This window comes from Paenibacillus sp. J31R109 (assembly GCF_059692055.1).
In genome coordinates this window covers 861247-876976 of the sequence record NZ_JCAUAR010000001.1, presented here as the reverse complement: position 1 = coordinate 876976, position 15730 = coordinate 861247, and the positions used below count along the sequence as shown (strand labels likewise).

General features: G+C 42.2%; 15 protein-coding genes. All 15 read right to left on the bottom strand.

The features are described 5' to 3' along the window. Positions 1 to 215 precede the first annotated feature (215 nt). Complete coding sequence (locus AC58QT_RS04055; RefSeq protein ID WP_497407789.1) at positions 216 to 2477, bottom strand: discoidin domain-containing protein; 2262 nt, start codon at positions 2475 to 2477, stop codon at positions 216 to 218. A gap of 307 nt (positions 2478 to 2784) precedes the next feature. Next, positions 2785 to 3360 (bottom strand): TetR/AcrR family transcriptional regulator, encoded by a 576-nt coding sequence (locus AC58QT_RS04050; protein WP_497407788.1) that lies wholly within the window; start codon positions 3358 to 3360, stop codon positions 2785 to 2787. Between the two features lie 167 nt (positions 3361 to 3527). Beyond that, positions 3528 to 3776, bottom strand: coding sequence for a tautomerase family protein (locus AC58QT_RS04045; RefSeq protein ID WP_310500110.1), 249 nt, complete (start codon positions 3774 to 3776; stop codon positions 3528 to 3530). A gap of 57 nt (positions 3777 to 3833) precedes the next feature. Then, positions 3834 to 4571 (bottom strand): SDR family NAD(P)-dependent oxidoreductase, encoded by a 738-nt coding sequence (locus tag AC58QT_RS04040; RefSeq protein WP_497407787.1) that lies wholly within the window; start codon positions 4569 to 4571, stop codon positions 3834 to 3836. Between the two features lie 82 nt (positions 4572 to 4653). Beyond that, positions 4654 to 5286, bottom strand: a complete 633-nt coding sequence (locus AC58QT_RS04035; protein WP_497407786.1) for a DsbA family oxidoreductase — start codon at positions 5284 to 5286, stop codon at positions 4654 to 4656. Beyond that, entirely contained in the window at positions 5287 to 5826 is a 540-nt protein-coding gene (locus AC58QT_RS04030; protein WP_497407785.1) for an NAD(P)H-dependent oxidoreductase, read from the bottom strand. Positions 5827 to 6160: 334 nt separating this feature from the next. Next, positions 6161 to 8092 (bottom strand): fructose-1,6-bisphosphatase, encoded by a 1932-nt coding sequence (locus AC58QT_RS04025; RefSeq protein ID WP_497407784.1) that lies wholly within the window; start codon positions 8090 to 8092, stop codon positions 6161 to 6163. 32 nt (positions 8093 to 8124) lie between these two features. Next, entirely contained in the window at positions 8125 to 8961 is an 837-nt protein-coding gene (locus AC58QT_RS04020) for a DUF4362 domain-containing protein (protein WP_497407783.1), read from the bottom strand. Positions 8962 to 8980: 19 nt separating this feature from the next. Beyond that, positions 8981 to 9367: a hypothetical protein gene (locus AC58QT_RS04015; protein WP_497407782.1), complete on the bottom strand. Its 387-nt coding sequence runs from the start codon at positions 9365 to 9367 to the stop codon at positions 8981 to 8983. A 68-nt stretch (positions 9368 to 9435) separates the two neighbouring features. Next, entirely contained in the window at positions 9436 to 9906 is a 471-nt protein-coding gene (locus AC58QT_RS04010; RefSeq protein WP_497407781.1) for an NUDIX domain-containing protein, read from the bottom strand. Positions 9907 to 10183: 277 nt separating this feature from the next. Beyond that, entirely contained in the window at positions 10184 to 10918 is a 735-nt protein-coding gene (locus AC58QT_RS04005) for an MBL fold metallo-hydrolase (RefSeq protein ID WP_497407780.1), read from the bottom strand. 92 nt (positions 10919 to 11010) lie between these two features. Then, entirely contained in the window at positions 11011 to 11616 is a 606-nt protein-coding gene (locus AC58QT_RS04000; protein WP_497407779.1) for a dienelactone hydrolase family protein, read from the bottom strand. A gap of 44 nt (positions 11617 to 11660) precedes the next feature. Continuing rightward, the gene (locus AC58QT_RS03995; protein WP_497407778.1) at positions 11661 to 12416 is read right to left on the bottom strand and encodes a Nif3-like dinuclear metal center hexameric protein; all 756 of its coding nucleotides are present in this window, start codon (positions 12414 to 12416) and stop codon (positions 11661 to 11663) included. 153 nt (positions 12417 to 12569) lie between these two features. Further along, positions 12570 to 14354: a stalk domain-containing protein gene (locus tag AC58QT_RS03990; protein ID WP_497407777.1), complete on the bottom strand. Its 1785-nt coding sequence runs from the start codon at positions 14352 to 14354 to the stop codon at positions 12570 to 12572. Positions 14355 to 15177: 823 nt separating this feature from the next. Further along, entirely contained in the window at positions 15178 to 15630 is a 453-nt protein-coding gene (locus AC58QT_RS03985; protein WP_497407776.1) for an HIT family protein, read from the bottom strand. Positions 15631 to 15730 lie beyond the last annotated feature (100 nt).

Here is a 15730-nt window from a genome sequence, read left to right as displayed (position 1 = left end):
CGGAGTAAATCATGTGTAATAATACTGTCTGTACTCATGTGACCCCTCCTTTAGCAGTAACCAAAGCGTAGTTCAAGTTAATATAATAGGTCAAATCCTGTTCAATAGCAATGTTAATCGCCACCACATCATTGTAGTTCTTAAATAGCAAAGGCTAGGTGCACCTATAATCGGTGTCCTAGCCCCTGTTTCTTCTGTATGGTATTGTTTACAACTTAATATACTTCTAGTTCGAACAATGAGTAGCCATATTGAGTAGTGCGCTCTGTACCCGTTACTTTCACGTAGCGAGCATTCGTTGGGTTGATAAGCAGATTAGCAATGCCTTCGCGACCATTCGTTGTGGCGAACGCTGTCGTCCAAGTCACGCCATCAGTGGAAACTTCTACGCGGTAAGATTTCGCAGCCGCGTTTTCCCAGTTAAGTACAACACGTTTGATTGTAGTTGCTTCTCCAAGATCAACGCTAATCCATTGTGGATCTATGCCATGTTGGGACTCCCAACGTGTAGCTTTGTTGCCATCTACTGCGTAGCTGCCGCTTTGCAAAGCACCGTCAGAAGTAGTGGTTGATTGGTTCAACGCCAGATTATGATAAGATCCAAGCGTGACTGATTGATGAACTGCGTCATTCTTATAGCCAGTTGCCGCAACTGAAATTTCATAAGCTTTAGCTTCAATAAACAACGAGGCATCCAATGTTATTTTGCCTGCTTCCAAGTGATATTGGGAGGAGTTCAATGCTACTCCATCTAATTCTACCGCATGAATTGCAGCTCTCCATGCCGAGTTATCATCGAAAGTAAGTTCAACTGGCTCTCCAATTATTGCCTTAGTGCTAGCTGTAAGAGCTGGACTATCGATCAAGTCAGCAGTACCCGCATATACTTCGAACTCCCATAAGGAGAAGCCGTAAGGCGTACCACGCTTAATACCGTTCATCTTGACGTATCTCGCTTCTACAGGCGAGAAAGAGATGTTATCAATGCCGCCATTTTCTTTGTCAGTCGCATATACAGTATGCCAAGTTTCACCGTCAGCAGATACATCAATGGTGTAGGCTTTGCCGTAAGCATTTTCCCAGTTCAGAAGTACGCGGTTAATGGTTTGCTTCGTGCCAAGGTCTACGCTCATCCATTGGTTATCCGCGAATGCAGATTCCCAGCGGCGATCCAACCTGCCGTCTACGGCATCCGAGCTAGCACGATGGTAATCCGGCGAAGATGAGGTTTGCTTATTCAAGGCAAGATTGCTGCCTGGGTTCACCGGCGGATCTGTTGGATCTGTAGGATCTGTAGGGTCTGTCGGATCTGTAGGATCTGTAGGATCTGTAGGATCCGTAGGTCCCCCGTCTTTCGCTAGAACCGTTTGATAGACTACCGTATTCTTAAAACCTTGAGACTGAACGGAAATCCAATATGGTTTCGCTTCGTTAAACAAAGTGCTGCTTAACGTCAATTGACCTGCAGTAAGTTGGTATTGGGAAGGGCTAATGACAACGTCGTTCACTTTTACTTCGCTAATCGCGTTTCTCCACTCTACGTCGTCAGCAAACGTGATATTCATCGGTTGACCGAGCACATTCTCCGTCCGATCCGCGTGTAATACAGGAGCTGACTCAATTCCTGAAAAAGCGTCACCGTACACTTCCAATTCGCGAATCGAGAAGCCGTAGTCTGTAGCACGCGAGTTGCCATTCATTTTCACATATCTTGCTTTCTTAGGCGCGAAAAGAATTTTATCTTTATGGTTGGGTTCACCTTGATCGGTTGTAAAAACAGTCGTCCAAGTGGAACCATCCTCTGATAATTGAATATCATAATTTTTTCCAGCTGCATTTTCCCAGTTCAGAACGATGTATGAAATGTCATCGTACACGGCGCCTAGATCAACTGTAATGAATTGGTTGTCGGCGAATTTAGATTCCCATCTTGTTTCAAGGTTTCCGTCAACCGCATTCCTAGCCTCTTGAAGTGCATTAGCCGATGCGAATACCGGTTTATTCAGTGCAAGATTTTGTGAATAATACGAAATAATAGGCTGCTTCAAATCTGCACTCGCATAGCCGTTTGCTTCAATGCTGACGTCGTAATCGCCCTCCCCTCCAAAAAATGCACCGTCCAACAGAATTTTGCCGGGTGTAATAGCGTAACTTGAAGGATCTTGAAGCGCATACCCATTTATCCTTACAGCAGAGATCGCGTTTCTCCATTCAGCATTATCCGGAAACTCAATTTCGATAAACCGCCCAATGATATTCCTTGTGCTATCCGCAACTAGCTTCGGCGGATTCAATAGCTCTTGTGCACTTAGAGCCTGGTTTCCGAGTAAAGGAACCTTAATGGCTGTCGGGTGGGGTGCTGAGGCAGCGTGCGTGACGGATGCCAAGGGAAAGGAACTCAAAAGCACAGATAAAGCGATAGACGTTGAAGTGACGATTAGTGCTTTTTTTCTTACAATTCTTAGATGTGCTTTCATGCTTCGTTTTCCTCCTCTGGTAATGGACCAAATTGCTCGAACTGGGAATTGGAAACTATTTCTTTTTATTCCCAAGGCAACATTATCATTTAAAAGAACGTTTGGTCAACAAAATAGTTGAACGATTGGTCTAAATAACTAGTCTTTACCCAAAAAACGAAAAAGCAGCCTATTAGGAAGAGTAATAAAGTCCTAAAGTGCTGCTTTTTTATGGTACATCAACGAGGATGAAAATAGGGTTCATGAACTATGGTGCTAGTAGAACAAACCTGTTAGAATGACCAGCCATCGTATTCTACTCTATCTCTTATTTTAATAAGGACATATTCATTTCAATGATGTGATTTAATTTATCTCTGTCAGTAATCGTTTTAGCCATGATTCGAAGGCCAATTAACGCATTATTTAAAAAACTTGCAAGTTGATCAGCGTCAATGCTTTCAGCAAGCTCTCCTTCAAGTTTTCCTCTCACAATCAAATCTGCGATTATCTCTTCTACACGCTCCCAGTTCAGACGAACGCATTCTCTGGCCTCAGCATCATGGAAAGATAGCTCTACCGCGGTATTGACGATAAAGCAGCCCTGTGGAATATCTTCACGCTGGTGTATGGCTAAATCAAATAACATTCGAATTGCCTCTTTGACAGAATGGGTATCCGCTAGTCGAAGCTTAACCGACTGCTCAGACCTTTCACTATATCGTTTCAATGCTCTGATATATAGGGATTGTTTATCTCCGAAGGTATCATATAAGCTCCCTTTATGAATGCCCATGTGGGAGACAAGTTCTTGCATGGATGTCTTCTCGTAGCCTTGTTTCCAAAAAAGATGCATGGCCTTAAGCAACACGGCATCTTCATCGAATACTTTATTCCTTCCCATCGTATGATCCCTCCTTCCAAAGAAACAATACCATTTCAAGAACGTATGATCAATAAAAATGAATGATGGTATCAATTATCAAATAATTCCCCCTGAAGTTGGTGCATGAATAAAAAAAGAAGCACACAAAAAGTGCGCTTCTTTTCTTATTTCAATTCCTTCTACAGTCATCCTTCCAAGGCTGCCTTCTGAGCAGCAACCTTCCGGCGATACTCCAAAGCCGGTAATCCGCCCCAACCCCAGTTGTCCGTGTCTACTTCCTCAATCACAACGAAAGTCGATTCCAACGGCTTATTCAGCACCTTAAGCAGCAATTCGCTTACGCCCTTGATGAGAGCTGCTTTTTCTTCGGCGGTCACTGAATCTCGGTCAGGCGTCGTGCCCTCGCGTGTCACTTGAATGTTTACAATCGGCATAAATCTTCTCCTCCATTCGTTTACTATCGTATTTTTGCTGCACTCCTTCAGCTACAATTAGTGCCCAGCACTTTGACCGCCATCAACGTGAAGAATTTCACCAGTTACGAACTTCGCTGAATCCAGATACAGCACCGCATCAACAATCTCTTGCTGCTCGCCCATGCGTCCCATCGGATGCAGCTTAGACAAAAATTCGAACGTTTCAGGAGCATGCATAGGCGTTTTGATTACACCTGGTGAGATTGCGTTTACGCGAATGCCACGTTTCGCATATTCGATCGCCAAAGCTTTCGTCGTCGAGTTCACGCCGCCCTTCGTTAAGTTCGCAAGCGCGGAAGGCACTTGCTCCGAAGGAGAATCCGTCAGACTAGTCGTGATATTGATGACATGGCCTGCACCTTGTTTCAACATTTGCACAAGTGCACGCTGTGTCAGATGGAAAAATCCAACTACGTTCGTACCCATGTATCTCGTGAATTCTTCTTCGGTGTATTCCGTGAACGGCTTGGCGATGAAAATACCCGCATTATTGATTAGTGTGTCAATCCGGCCGAACTTAGCCAATGCTTCGTCGACTAGATTCTGCGCGACTTTGGACTCCATGACATCACCAGCAACAATATGCACTTGCTTCCCTGTTGGATCTATATCTTTCGCGGCATCAGCCAACGCTTGTTCACGTCGTCCGTTGATGACGACATTTGCTCCTCGCTTCACCAATTCGACTGCCATTGCTTTACCTAGTCCGCTGCTGCCGCCAGTAATCACATATACTTTATCTTGATTGCTCATTATATTTTCCTCCCGGGTTCCTATTAGTATTGTTGCTCAAAACGTTTGGCTTGATGCTCAGCTGCCTGTATAAGACGGTTTATTACTGCTGTTTGAAGGCATTGATCAGATCTGCAGGCGACTGAAGACCCGTTAATGCGTGATTATCGTTGATGATGTAATAAGGAACGCCTCTGATACCAAGCTTCTGCGCATCGCGCTGTCCTTCTTCCACATGATCAAGTCCTTCTCCGTTGAGAAGTCTTGCCTTTAGTGCCGCGGGATCATTCGTGATCCCACTCGCTTGCGCGATTTCTACAAGCTTGTCCACATCGCCAATATTAACGCCTTCTTCAAAATATGCCGTATATAAGCGCTCGAGTAATTGCGACTGCAGATGCTCCGGCGTAATGGCAATCAGCTGATGCGACAACACTGAATTCGGCGTATATTTGACCAAATCCATATTATAATTCAGGCCAAAATGAGCGCCAGTTTGATTATATTGTTTCATTCTTGCTTCGAATTGGGCTTCTCCACCTAAGCGGCCGATCATAACTTTACGGTAATCCTCGCCTTCCTTGCGAATACCAGGATTCAGCTGGAACGCATGATAGCGAACTGTAGCATTCATGCCTTCAGGCAAGTCTTTTAAAGCAGTTCTCAAACTAGCATCACCCATTCGACACCATGGGCACACGGTATCCATATATACGTCGATCGTTACGTTTTTCATTTACGCCACCTCCACAGGTTTAACTGTCTTAATGTGCTCTATATACGCTTTGCTACTCTGTGCCAAACGCTCAGGCGTTACGTCGGAAGTGTCGTTAACTGAGTAGTGCGGCAAGTACACAGCGCTGATGAAACGCGCGCTTGCTTGAATCGGAGCCAAAATTTGTTCCAATGTCAAACGGTTAGATCCAGTAGGCTGATACGATTCTGTTGTGCCATAAGTCGAGATAGCTACGCCAATTTCTTTGCCAGTCGTTGCCGTTGCTTCCGGACCATAAGCCCAGTTGTATTGCAGAACTGTATCGAACCATGTTTTGAGTAGCGGCGGCATGTTGTACCAGTAAAGCGGATATTGGAAGATGATACGGTCATGCGTTTCGACTAGCTGTTGTTCGCGTTTAATATCAATGTCTGCGCTTGGATATTCTTTGTAAAGCTCGTGGATCGTGATATCACCATTCTTCTTAAGTTCGTCAACCCATGCTTGGTTCCAGTTGGATGATTCCAGGTTAGGATGTGCTACGATTACGAGTGTTTTCATATGATTCGCTCCATTCAATTTGTGGTTTTTTTGGAAAATGTCCTTACTTATTGTCTACCTATTAAAAGGTAGATGAAACTTAAAAAATATCCATCTTATTCTGTTTATTCACAAAATACTATTGAATACTCGACGTGGTGTGACTGTCGACATACACAGCATTATGCGAAAAACTGTGTTGTTGTTGTTCATGTATCGTATTCTACCTTTCAGTAGATAGAATGTCAATAGCCTTTTTCGGCCATACTAGTATCAAGGTAATCTCTGACCATAGGAATGGCCGAGAACCACCCTTTACACAGGAAATTCCCGACCATGATGTTATGATGAGTTTTCAATTCATATAGCGATATTGGAGCAGTTTCTTCAAATTTGAGATTTTCTGCAGCAGCTTCTCGCCGACATTCGTTTCCCTCACTAGTTTACGCTCCAGTTCTTTGTCCACCAGTCTTTTTACCGACAATACATCGGTTCCGTTACATAATACATCTTCTTTTGAAATAAATTTCTGATGGGCGACGAGTTGCATGCCAAATGAGTTATACAACAAGGTATATCCGGCAATGCCTGTTGTAGATTGATAGGCTTTGGAAAAACCGCCGTCAATAACAATCATTTTGCCGTTTGCTTTAACAGGGCTCTCTCCACGAATCTCTTTAACTGGCGTATGTCCGTTAATGATATGTCCATGATCCGGATTCATATCAAACTCCAGCAGGATTTTCCGACAGATCTCCTCATTTTCTCGCAAATGGTAATACGGATTCTTTCTCTCCTTATACGTTTCTTTGTTTTGGATAAAGTACCGTTCGAAGGTGGTCATTTCACTCTTTCCAAAAAGCGAGGAACATTCCCCTGTCCAGATGTACCAGACCATATCCGTAGCCAGATCATCTGTCTCTTCCGGATACGCAAAGGCGTAACGTAAATAATATTCAAAAACATCGAGCAGCTTACGACCCGCATATGTCTTGTCTTCAATCTGCATTTCTTTCATGTTTCCTTCTTCATCCAAAGGAATACAGCCGTGAAATAACAAATTTCCGTTATATTTTAGATAAAGGCTGCCCTTTTTCATAAAAAAATTCATATGTCTAGCCAGCTTCTCAGAATGCTGAACGGAGAACAGCAGCTTATCCATCACCTGTTGTTCTTCCTCCAGCAAATTTTCAGGCTGTTGCGGATTTACCGTTGCGAAGCAAGTGTTTTCCAGTCGGTACGTTTTACCGCCAATCTTGATTTCAGCTTTGTCATAATCGATATAATCAAGCAAAAGTCTTTCCGACATATGAAAGTAGGGGCGTCTCTTAATAATAGGCATTTCCAGCTTGAACTGAATCATGGCAATGGCTTGATGAATTTTTGTAATTTGCAGGATTTCCTGCTCCGAACCGTGACGGTCGATCTGAAGCTTTGGCCTAAAAGCCGGATTGTCCGTATAGTATTTCTCTGCCAAGTTCAGCAAGGGGCGAAGATTGATGCCATATACGTCTTCGATGATGTTCAGATTGTCGTATCTGGCACAGATTCGAATGATGTTCGCAAGGCAAACTAGGGAACCCGCATAGGCGCCTATCCACAGGACATCATGGTTTCCCCACTGAATGTCTACAGAATGGTAGTTGATCAGCGTATCCATGATTTTATCGGGATCTGGCCCGCGGTCATAAATATCTCCGACCACATGAAGATGGTCAACCACCAGGCGCTGGGTCGTATAAGCAAGGCCGATAATGAGCTTGTCCGCCTGACCCAACGAGATAATTTGCCGGTATATTTCCTCATAATAAGGGTCCTTATTATTGGTCGAATCCGTCTTGTATAGCAGTTCTTCTACAATATATACAAACTGATCCGGCAGAGCTATACGCAATTTCGAGCGCGTATATTTGGATGACGCAAAAGAAATGAGTTTAAGCATGTGTTCAATCGTTTGTCTGTACCATCGGTTCAAGTCTTGTTTATTGCACAAATCTCCTTTAACCAACTGTATTTTTTCTTCCGGATAATAGACTAACGCCGTAAAATCATTGACTTCATGATCCGTCCAAACATCACGAAACAATGCTTTGATTTTCTCTTTTACGGTACCCGAACCATTTCTTAATACATGCTGAAAAGCCTGGAACTCCCCATGCAAATCACTGACAAAATGCTCAGTTCCCTTCGGAAGGTTGGAGATCGCTTCAAGATTAATGATTTCTGTTACAACTTTTTCTTCCGTATCATATTTCTGAGCCAATAAATCTAGAAATTGCTCATTCAAAAGAGATGTCCCCCTGATTTTTCAACTGTCGTTCACAAGTATTGCCCCTTAACTGCTGGTAGTTGCTTATATATGTCTTTAGCCTGCACAATTTCGATAATTGCATTTGCCAGTTTAGTCATCGTTTTACCATCTTCGTTACTATCACATTCTGTCCAATGATAGTGACGCTTTCCACTGTTGATATGAACAGTCAAATCATAGCTTACATAAGGGTTTCTATTGCATTTGTTGGATAATTCTTTCTCACCTAAGTAATTTGCAAGAACCATCTCTTTATATATTTTTTGACGATCTTCTTTATTAAAATGAAAATCATTAACCTCGGTCACTTCCCCATTCTGAAGGTCTTTAACTAGCTTATTATTGATTGTATTTATTTCATTTTTTTGGTTCACCCCATGCCTTAAATCAAATTCAAAAGTGTCTTGATTCTCCACATCAAATGGTATTTGGAGCACTTCAATTTCTTTCCTATCTCCATCACACCCCGATAGCGTGTATTTCAAGAATTTATCAGTTTCGTTTCTTTCTATCTTTTCACAAGTGTATGTTGTAACAACTGGCGAACCGAATTTGTCTTTTGTTGTATCATATCTCATTTCATACTTATTATCCTTATATGTTAAATCGTTGAAGATTGGATCTCCCTCAATGGTGTAATGAACCACTCGTTGGGTACTATTTGTTTTATTAATAAAAGCATCCAACTTTTCGCGATTTTTCACGATGATTCCGTGGTTATTTATAACATCTTCCTTCTGATTAATTTTGTAGCTGATTTGCATGTCTCCATTTTGTTGTTGTTTAGAACAACCTACTAACATCGAGAGAGCCATTAGAACAAACATACAATTGATTAGTTTCATTTTTCAGGAAACCTCCTTTTCAAGCCAAATAACGATCCAAGTTGCAGACAACTCCTATCTGGTACTCGTCTTCATAAATAAGAATACCAGGTAGATCTTTTGAGATAGATTTAATTATTTCGATGTTATACTTCTCGGCAATATGAAAGAATGGCTCTAATTGGGTCATCATATTTAGTGCATTATTTGCATCCTTAAACCATGTTACTGCATGTACTGAATTGTTATCATCGTAGAAGCTCGGATTGGGCAGATTCTGTTCGAACCATTCTTTTGTATCTAGGTAAAGCTTTCTATCGCTTTCCGAAAGCTTATCGTCACAATATAAGTGATAAATAACAACAAAAATGCCATAAGGTTGTTTAGTCTTAGGACTCGTATAATTACCATGATATCTAATGTACAAAAGACTTCCCTCCTTCATTTACGTGGTATCTGAATAAATAACGTTTTTGACCTTAAGATAATGATACTTTAGGTGAACTCAATCAATTTCTTATCTATCTCTCCAATTTGTCCAATATTCGATGTACCGTCCCACAGAATAATTGAACTAGCTTCTTCATTTTCAACAAAATCATCAAGTTGGCATAGTTGACCTGAAAACAAAGCGCCAAACTCTGTCCTTTCAGGACCATGAAAACTTGGTTTAAGTCTAAATTTCATTAACCCTTTGAAGTCAACTTCTTCTAACTTTTGATTGGTCTCCTCAAATAATTCCCTAATTACACATTGCTTAGCAGATTCTCCTTTTTCGATAATACCTCCGGGCAATTCCCAAATGTTCCTCCATTTATTATGCATGAACAGGTACTTCCCCTGGCACTCTACTACAATTAACGCATGTGTAAGTGGTGAATCGAGTTCGATAACATCTAGTTGACTCTCTTCAATTTCTAAGAATTCTAAGAAAATATTACCTTTCGCATCTGTCATGATTACCATTTCTTTTACCCTCCATTTACATATGTATCAAAACAAAAAACGCGCAGGACCCATTGGGCCTGCGCGTTGTATATCGCAGGATGGGAAGCGCGAAGAGCGTTAACCCATCCCTAATCTTTAGGAATGTGCTAACGCCTATCATGATGATGAGGTTGTTTAAAAATCAAATTATACATGTAATTACCCCATTTCTACTAATATTATGGTAATAATAACCATTATGCAGTAATGCGTCAAGACTTAATTTATTCAGCCAACTGACAATTGCAGCCGACCGTTATATTTCGACTTGCATACCGAAATTTGCTAACAGTATCTCACCATTAAACATAACAGCAGCTTCTTCCTTCAATAACAGCGTATCACCAAAGTGAGGCAAATGTGATAACAGTAACTTCTTTACAGCTGCCACCGAAGCTAGCTTCCCTGCTTCATGTGAATTCATATGGCCATATTGAGATGCATTGAAGCCTGCATAAAAAGAAGATTCAGTAATAAGTAGATCCGCATCTTTAAGGTAAGGTACAAGTGCCTCATCGTATCGAGTATCAGCGGTATATACCAATACTTTCCCTTCAAATTCAACCCTCACGCCTAAGCAATATCCATCATGATTGGTTCGGAAGAAAGTTAACTTTAAGCCATCCTCAAATGTTACAGCAGTACTTTCGTTAACCCCTATTTCATGAGTGCCTTTCATAACAGGAATTGACCATTCTTCTTCAATTTCCTCCGCTGTTAGGAGCGTCAGTGGCGTATCTCTACGTTGTAGATCCATATCAATTAAACATGCATACTGGAGGCAACCTAAGTCTGCCATATGATCATAATGTCGGTGTGATAGAAATACAGATGTTAATTCTTTTAGTTCAATACTTTTCTGTAAAGCTGACAATACGCCACTTCCACAATCGAGTAAAATTTTGTGATTACCCACTTCTAATAGATAGCCTGAAGTTGCTTCACCAGCTTTTGGAAATGCGCCCCATCTCCCAATGACTCTTATTTTCATTTGAATGCTTCCTCTCATTTTCGTTCTCTTATTATTACTTACCATATTATAGAATTTTAAGAATGATTTCCAAGTTATCTCGCCAGTTATCGTTATGAACCATCAATGGTGGCAGCGCCGTCATCAGAATTGCTCAGGAATTTGAGCACACGTTGCAAAAGCAACGCAGTCGCATCAGCATCGTATGACGATAAACTGCTATCAGCGAAGTAGTGTTGGTTGCCTGGGTACACATACAACTCGGCATGACTCGCAGAGGACACGAGCTCCTGAGCCGCCTCCAAGTCACCTTCCTCAACAAAATAGGGATCGGCGTCCATACCGTGAATCTGCACCGGCAGCTCCGCTGGCCAAGGTGACCCGAACATTGAGGTCGGTACACACGAGTAAAATAATAGCGCGCCACGGGCACCTTTTCGGGTCTGGGCAAGCTTCTGTGCCGATAATACACCGAGTGAAAAACCAGCATAGATCATATCACACGTCAACTCACTTGCCACACGTGCACCGCGCGCTATCATCTCTTCAAATCCAAGCTCATTCACGTAGGCCATACCGTCATCGATTGAGGCAAACACACGACCTTCAAAAAGGTCCGGCACATGCACAGTGTGTCCCCTCGCTCTGAGCTCGTCGGCAAAGGTAAGAATACCCTTGGTCAGCCCCAGCGCGTGGTGAAACAAAAGAACCTCAGCCATCTATTTTATCCTCCCGTTTGGAACAAATATTGTAAGTTATCAATCTATTCCACATGATCTTCTACTAATTCAATAATATCTAAAGAATTATATTTCTCTTTCATTTTCTCAACTAATGATCTCACTCCAAAAATCTCTGTGAACGTGTGACTTCCCACGATCAGGTTCATTTTAATAAACTTTGCATACTGGATTGTGTACAAGACTTTCTCTCCAGTGATATAAACATCACATTCAGAATCATGGGCATCGCGAAGGCACTTTGTAGAGTTTCCAGCTCCTGTAATCATTCCCACTCTTTTTATTAGCTTTTCGGAGTTTTTCCACGATTTTATGGTTTCACCTAGGACCATGCTAACCCGTTCACTTAATTCTTGAAAGCTAATCGGATACTCGAACTCTCCTATACCAGGCAAACTCCGACCATCGCTCTCAATGGATTGTTGAATAACATGATCTATGCCAATTTCCTTGAATAATGACGTACATGTGCCAAAATCAACATAATCCAGTGGCAAATGCACAAAAAAATGACTGATTCCATGGGATGCCAGGAGTCTATGACATTCTTCTTTCATTCCAAAAACAAAATCCCATGCATCATGGTGGGTCACGATAAGATCAACTTTCTTTTTTGCGGCTTGTTCAATTATTTCAGGAGTCATATTTGTTGCATACCCAATTCGATGAATCCATTCAGGACCATAGGTATAAAATGCAAATTCCTCTCCATATTCAGATTGCTTTAGGAGTCCACCAAATAAGGTTTTGATTAATTCATGAAATTGTTCTGTATTCACGCATATCCCCCCAGTTATTAACATTTCATATGAATACTTGTATTCGGCGAAATACACAACAAACCTGCGCGTTGAAACTAATATCTGTGTAAACAGCCAAAAAGGAACCGTCAGACTGCGCGGCAGCCAACGATCCCTATTAGACTCTCTACTTTATTGCGTTAGCACGAGCTCCCCATAATCCACTACTAGCCAGAAATTTCCGCTGTAATCCTTACGATTAACCATATGAATCTTATAGACGAAGCCGTCCTTTGTAATAACCCCAATCCATTGCTGACCGTCTTGATCACTTAACGTCAATATGCTCTCTACTTCTTTCTGTAAAGTCGTCTTGACGAAAGATTGTAAAACCTCTCTGTAATCCTCTTGCGTTTTTTGGGCCCAAATCTCCTTTATTTGAGGCTGTGTGTACGAAATAGCGATTAGATCATCCACGTTCTGGAGTGCCTCCCGAAGCGCATCCCAATCCTCCAAGAGTTTCTCAGGGACTTTCGGACGTAATATTTCACCTTTGGCAACAAAGACCGTATAGCTTTCCTGTTCCCACTCTACAGGCTTTCCAAGCAACTCGGATAGCTGGCGAATACTGACATAGGTACGCCCATATTCCTGAATCGTCCTCATTTCAATCTGTGGATTGTCTTGATTAATCGTAAGCTTCCGGTCCAGCAGCTCGAGCGTGATTTCCCTCTGCTCCTCCATGTATCCAACCTTGTATCCCATAGCTTCAGTCATTGCACGCAGCGGCACCCATACACGCCCCTCTTTAACGTCTAGATACGCAGGAACGTCAGTCAGTAGTTGTTCTCCAAAAAAGTTAATTCTTACGGCATCGTATTGCTTTATTTTTATTCCGGACTGATCCTTTACATAGAGGTACTGCGTTGCATTAACAGGCAACCATCTTTCATAACCAGGGCAATTGGGACACTCAATTGGAAAATCACCTTGACGAGGACTTTGTGACAGCACCTTAGAAAAGCCTGCGTTCAAAGTAAACCAACGGTCACCTTGTTCCAAAACATATCCGTCACCACCGCTCGTTGGTGTAAATGTGACGTAATTCAATCCGGTCAGAAGTGGTGACAACTCGGATAGTCGAATGCTTTTTTCTTCCGTCCCTTTTGCTGAATATAAGGTTAATGTCCCTTGATCATGTAAGGCTAACTTTCCGTCCTTCATTGGAATGACGTTGACATTACTATTTACCGGCAGCGTATATAGGATCTTATTAGAATCTGGGTTAACCGCCGCCACTTGAACCTGACCACCAGAAAGCGAGTTTAAAGTGACATACAAGACTCCACCGCCAAACTGAACGTCGAACACATATTGATTCGGATTTTTCTCCTGTCCGAGAGTCTCCGCCAAATCGATCGTCAACGGACCGTTCGTCTCATCCCAACCAAAGCGAAGAAGTTGGAGCGAACGTTCCCTCTGAATCTTCTCACCGCGTGGTGTAGAGATGGGGTCGTCGATCACGCCTTTTTTTATCGTCCAAAATCGTTCCTTCTCATCCATGGTTACCGCGGACAGTCCTCTTCCTCGACGCTCCGCTTCGGCTGGGATCGGTACATTGACTGATCCACTCGAACTACTTTGTAGTACCATGATTAAAAATTCGACCAACTCTCCGTTAGCATTATTGGAAAGTAGCAACGTTGTTGGGTCTTGGTTATTAACAAATATCGCTTTACTACCATCCCAGAATGAGTGTATGGATCTCATATAAAATCCAGCCTGGTAGCCTATCTCCTTCACCGTCTTCGTTTTGCCAAATAAGAAACGATCTCCTTGTTCCTTTACCGATAATATCGCGGAGTCTGATTGGGCATTTTCCGCTGTTTGTTCCGCATGGATACTTGAATGCGGCATTGCAGTATGAATGCTTGTGAATGCAATTAAAACTATGATGAATTTCTTAAGTCGTTTCATTGTTCACCTCAATTTCCTTTTTTTGTATGCTTAACCATTAGACATTTCTTCTAGCTAAAAGTTGCGATTCATGCTCTCGCTGAAAAAAGAGGTGTATCCCATAACACTACATTCCCATTAAAATAAAAAAACACTTGATCTTATGATCAAATGCACTTGTCTAGGCTTGAAAGAGCACTATTTTGTGCGCGAGCAAGTAACTGACAGCTGCCTCGACGCCCTTGCGCACATTTTTTGTGCGCAAGCAAACAACTGACAGCTGCCTCGACGCCCTTGCGCACATTTTTTGTGCGCAAGCAAGCAACTGACAACTGCGACGACGTCCTTGCGCACAATTTTTGTGCGCAAGCAAACAACTGACAGCTGCCTCGACGCCCTTGCGCACATTTTTTGTGCGCAAGCAAGCAACTCCCAGCTGCCTCGACGCCCTTGCGCACATTTTTTGTGCGCAAGCAAACAACTGTCAGCTGCCTCGACGCCCTTGCGCACATTTTTTGTGCGCAAGCAAGCAACTGTCAGCTGCCTCGACGCCCTTGCGCACATTTTTTGTGCGCAAGCAAGCAACTGTCAGCTGCCTCGACGCCCTTGCGCACATTTTTTGTGCGCAAGCAAGCAACTGACAACTGCGACGACGTCCTTGCGCACATTTTTTGTGCGCAAGCAAACAACTGTCAGCTGCCTCGACGCCCTTGCGCACATTTTTTGTGCGCAAGCAAGCAACTGACAACTGCCTCGACTCCTTTGAGCACATTTTGTGCAGACCTTTTGTAATATAAAGGCAACTACCTCTACAATCAACCATTTACAATTACGTCAGTCTCTATTAGGAAGTTAGTAATTTTAACTCATAATAAATCCGCTTCTTTAATTCATCCAATTGTTCATCATTGGGTTTTACATCATCTGCATACATCGTTTCTCTAGGTGTCCACCACACAGGGGATTTTGGATTAGGTTCGGTCACCCGTCTCGGAAATATGTGCCAGTGCATATGCGAATCACCATTACCAAGCAATTCATAATTTAGCTTGTCTGGTTTGAACGCTTTAAAAACAGCTTCAGATACTTTACTCATTTCAAACAAAAACATCTGTTTAAAATCGCTAGAAAGTTCGTGAAGCTCGTGTTTGTGTTCTTTGCAAAGGAACAGTGTATATCCTTCAAAGTATTGATGGTCTCCTACTACCACATAACCTGTTTCTAATTCCATTACAAAATATTTATTCGTTCCATCTTTAATCATATTTATACGATTACAAATCAAACAGTTTTCCATTATTTCCACCCTCCAAGTACATAGGTTTTAAATGAAATGAGCATATAAACAATATACTCTTTCTTCTTGTGGGTATATATGGAAATTTGTTTGTGCGCTA

What these genes read in the sequence shown, in the direction of transcription:
- AC58QT_RS04055 (WP_497407789.1), bottom strand. Translation starts at nt 2,477, where the DNA reads ATGAAAGCACATCTAAGAATTGTAAGAAAAAAAGCACTAATCGTCACT.
- AC58QT_RS04050 (WP_497407788.1), bottom strand. Translation starts at nt 3,360, where the DNA reads ATGGGAAGGAATAAAGTATTCGATGAAGATGCCGTGTTGCTTAAGGCC.
- AC58QT_RS04045 (WP_310500110.1), bottom strand. Translation starts at nt 3,776, where the DNA reads ATGCCGATTGTAAACATTCAAGTGACACGCGAGGGCACGACGCCTGAC.
- AC58QT_RS04040 (WP_497407787.1), bottom strand. Translation starts at nt 4,571, where the DNA reads ATGAGCAATCAAGATAAAGTATATGTGATTACTGGCGGCAGCAGCGGA.
- AC58QT_RS04035 (WP_497407786.1), bottom strand. Translation starts at nt 5,286, where the DNA reads ATGAAAAACGTAACGATCGACGTATATATGGATACCGTGTGCCCATGG.
- AC58QT_RS04030 (WP_497407785.1), bottom strand. Translation starts at nt 5,826, where the DNA reads ATGAAAACACTCGTAATCGTAGCACATCCTAACCTGGAATCATCCAAC.
- AC58QT_RS04020 (WP_497407783.1), bottom strand. Translation starts at nt 8,961, where the DNA reads ATGAAACTAATCAATTGTATGTTTGTTCTAATGGCTCTCTCGATGTTA.
- AC58QT_RS04010 (WP_497407781.1), bottom strand. Translation starts at nt 9,906, where the DNA reads ATGGTAATCATGACAGATGCGAAAGGTAATATTTTCTTAGAATTCTTA.
- AC58QT_RS04005 (WP_497407780.1), bottom strand. Translation starts at nt 10,918, where the DNA reads ATGAAAATAAGAGTCATTGGGAGATGGGGCGCATTTCCAAAAGCTGGT.
- AC58QT_RS04000 (WP_497407779.1), bottom strand. Translation starts at nt 11,616, where the DNA reads ATGGCTGAGGTTCTTTTGTTTCACCACGCGCTGGGGCTGACCAAGGGT.
- AC58QT_RS03990 (WP_497407777.1), bottom strand. Translation starts at nt 14,354, where the DNA reads ATGAAACGACTTAAGAAATTCATCATAGTTTTAATTGCATTCACAAGC.
- AC58QT_RS03985 (WP_497407776.1), bottom strand. Translation starts at nt 15,630, where the DNA reads ATGGAAAACTGTTTGATTTGTAATCGTATAAATATGATTAAAGATGGA.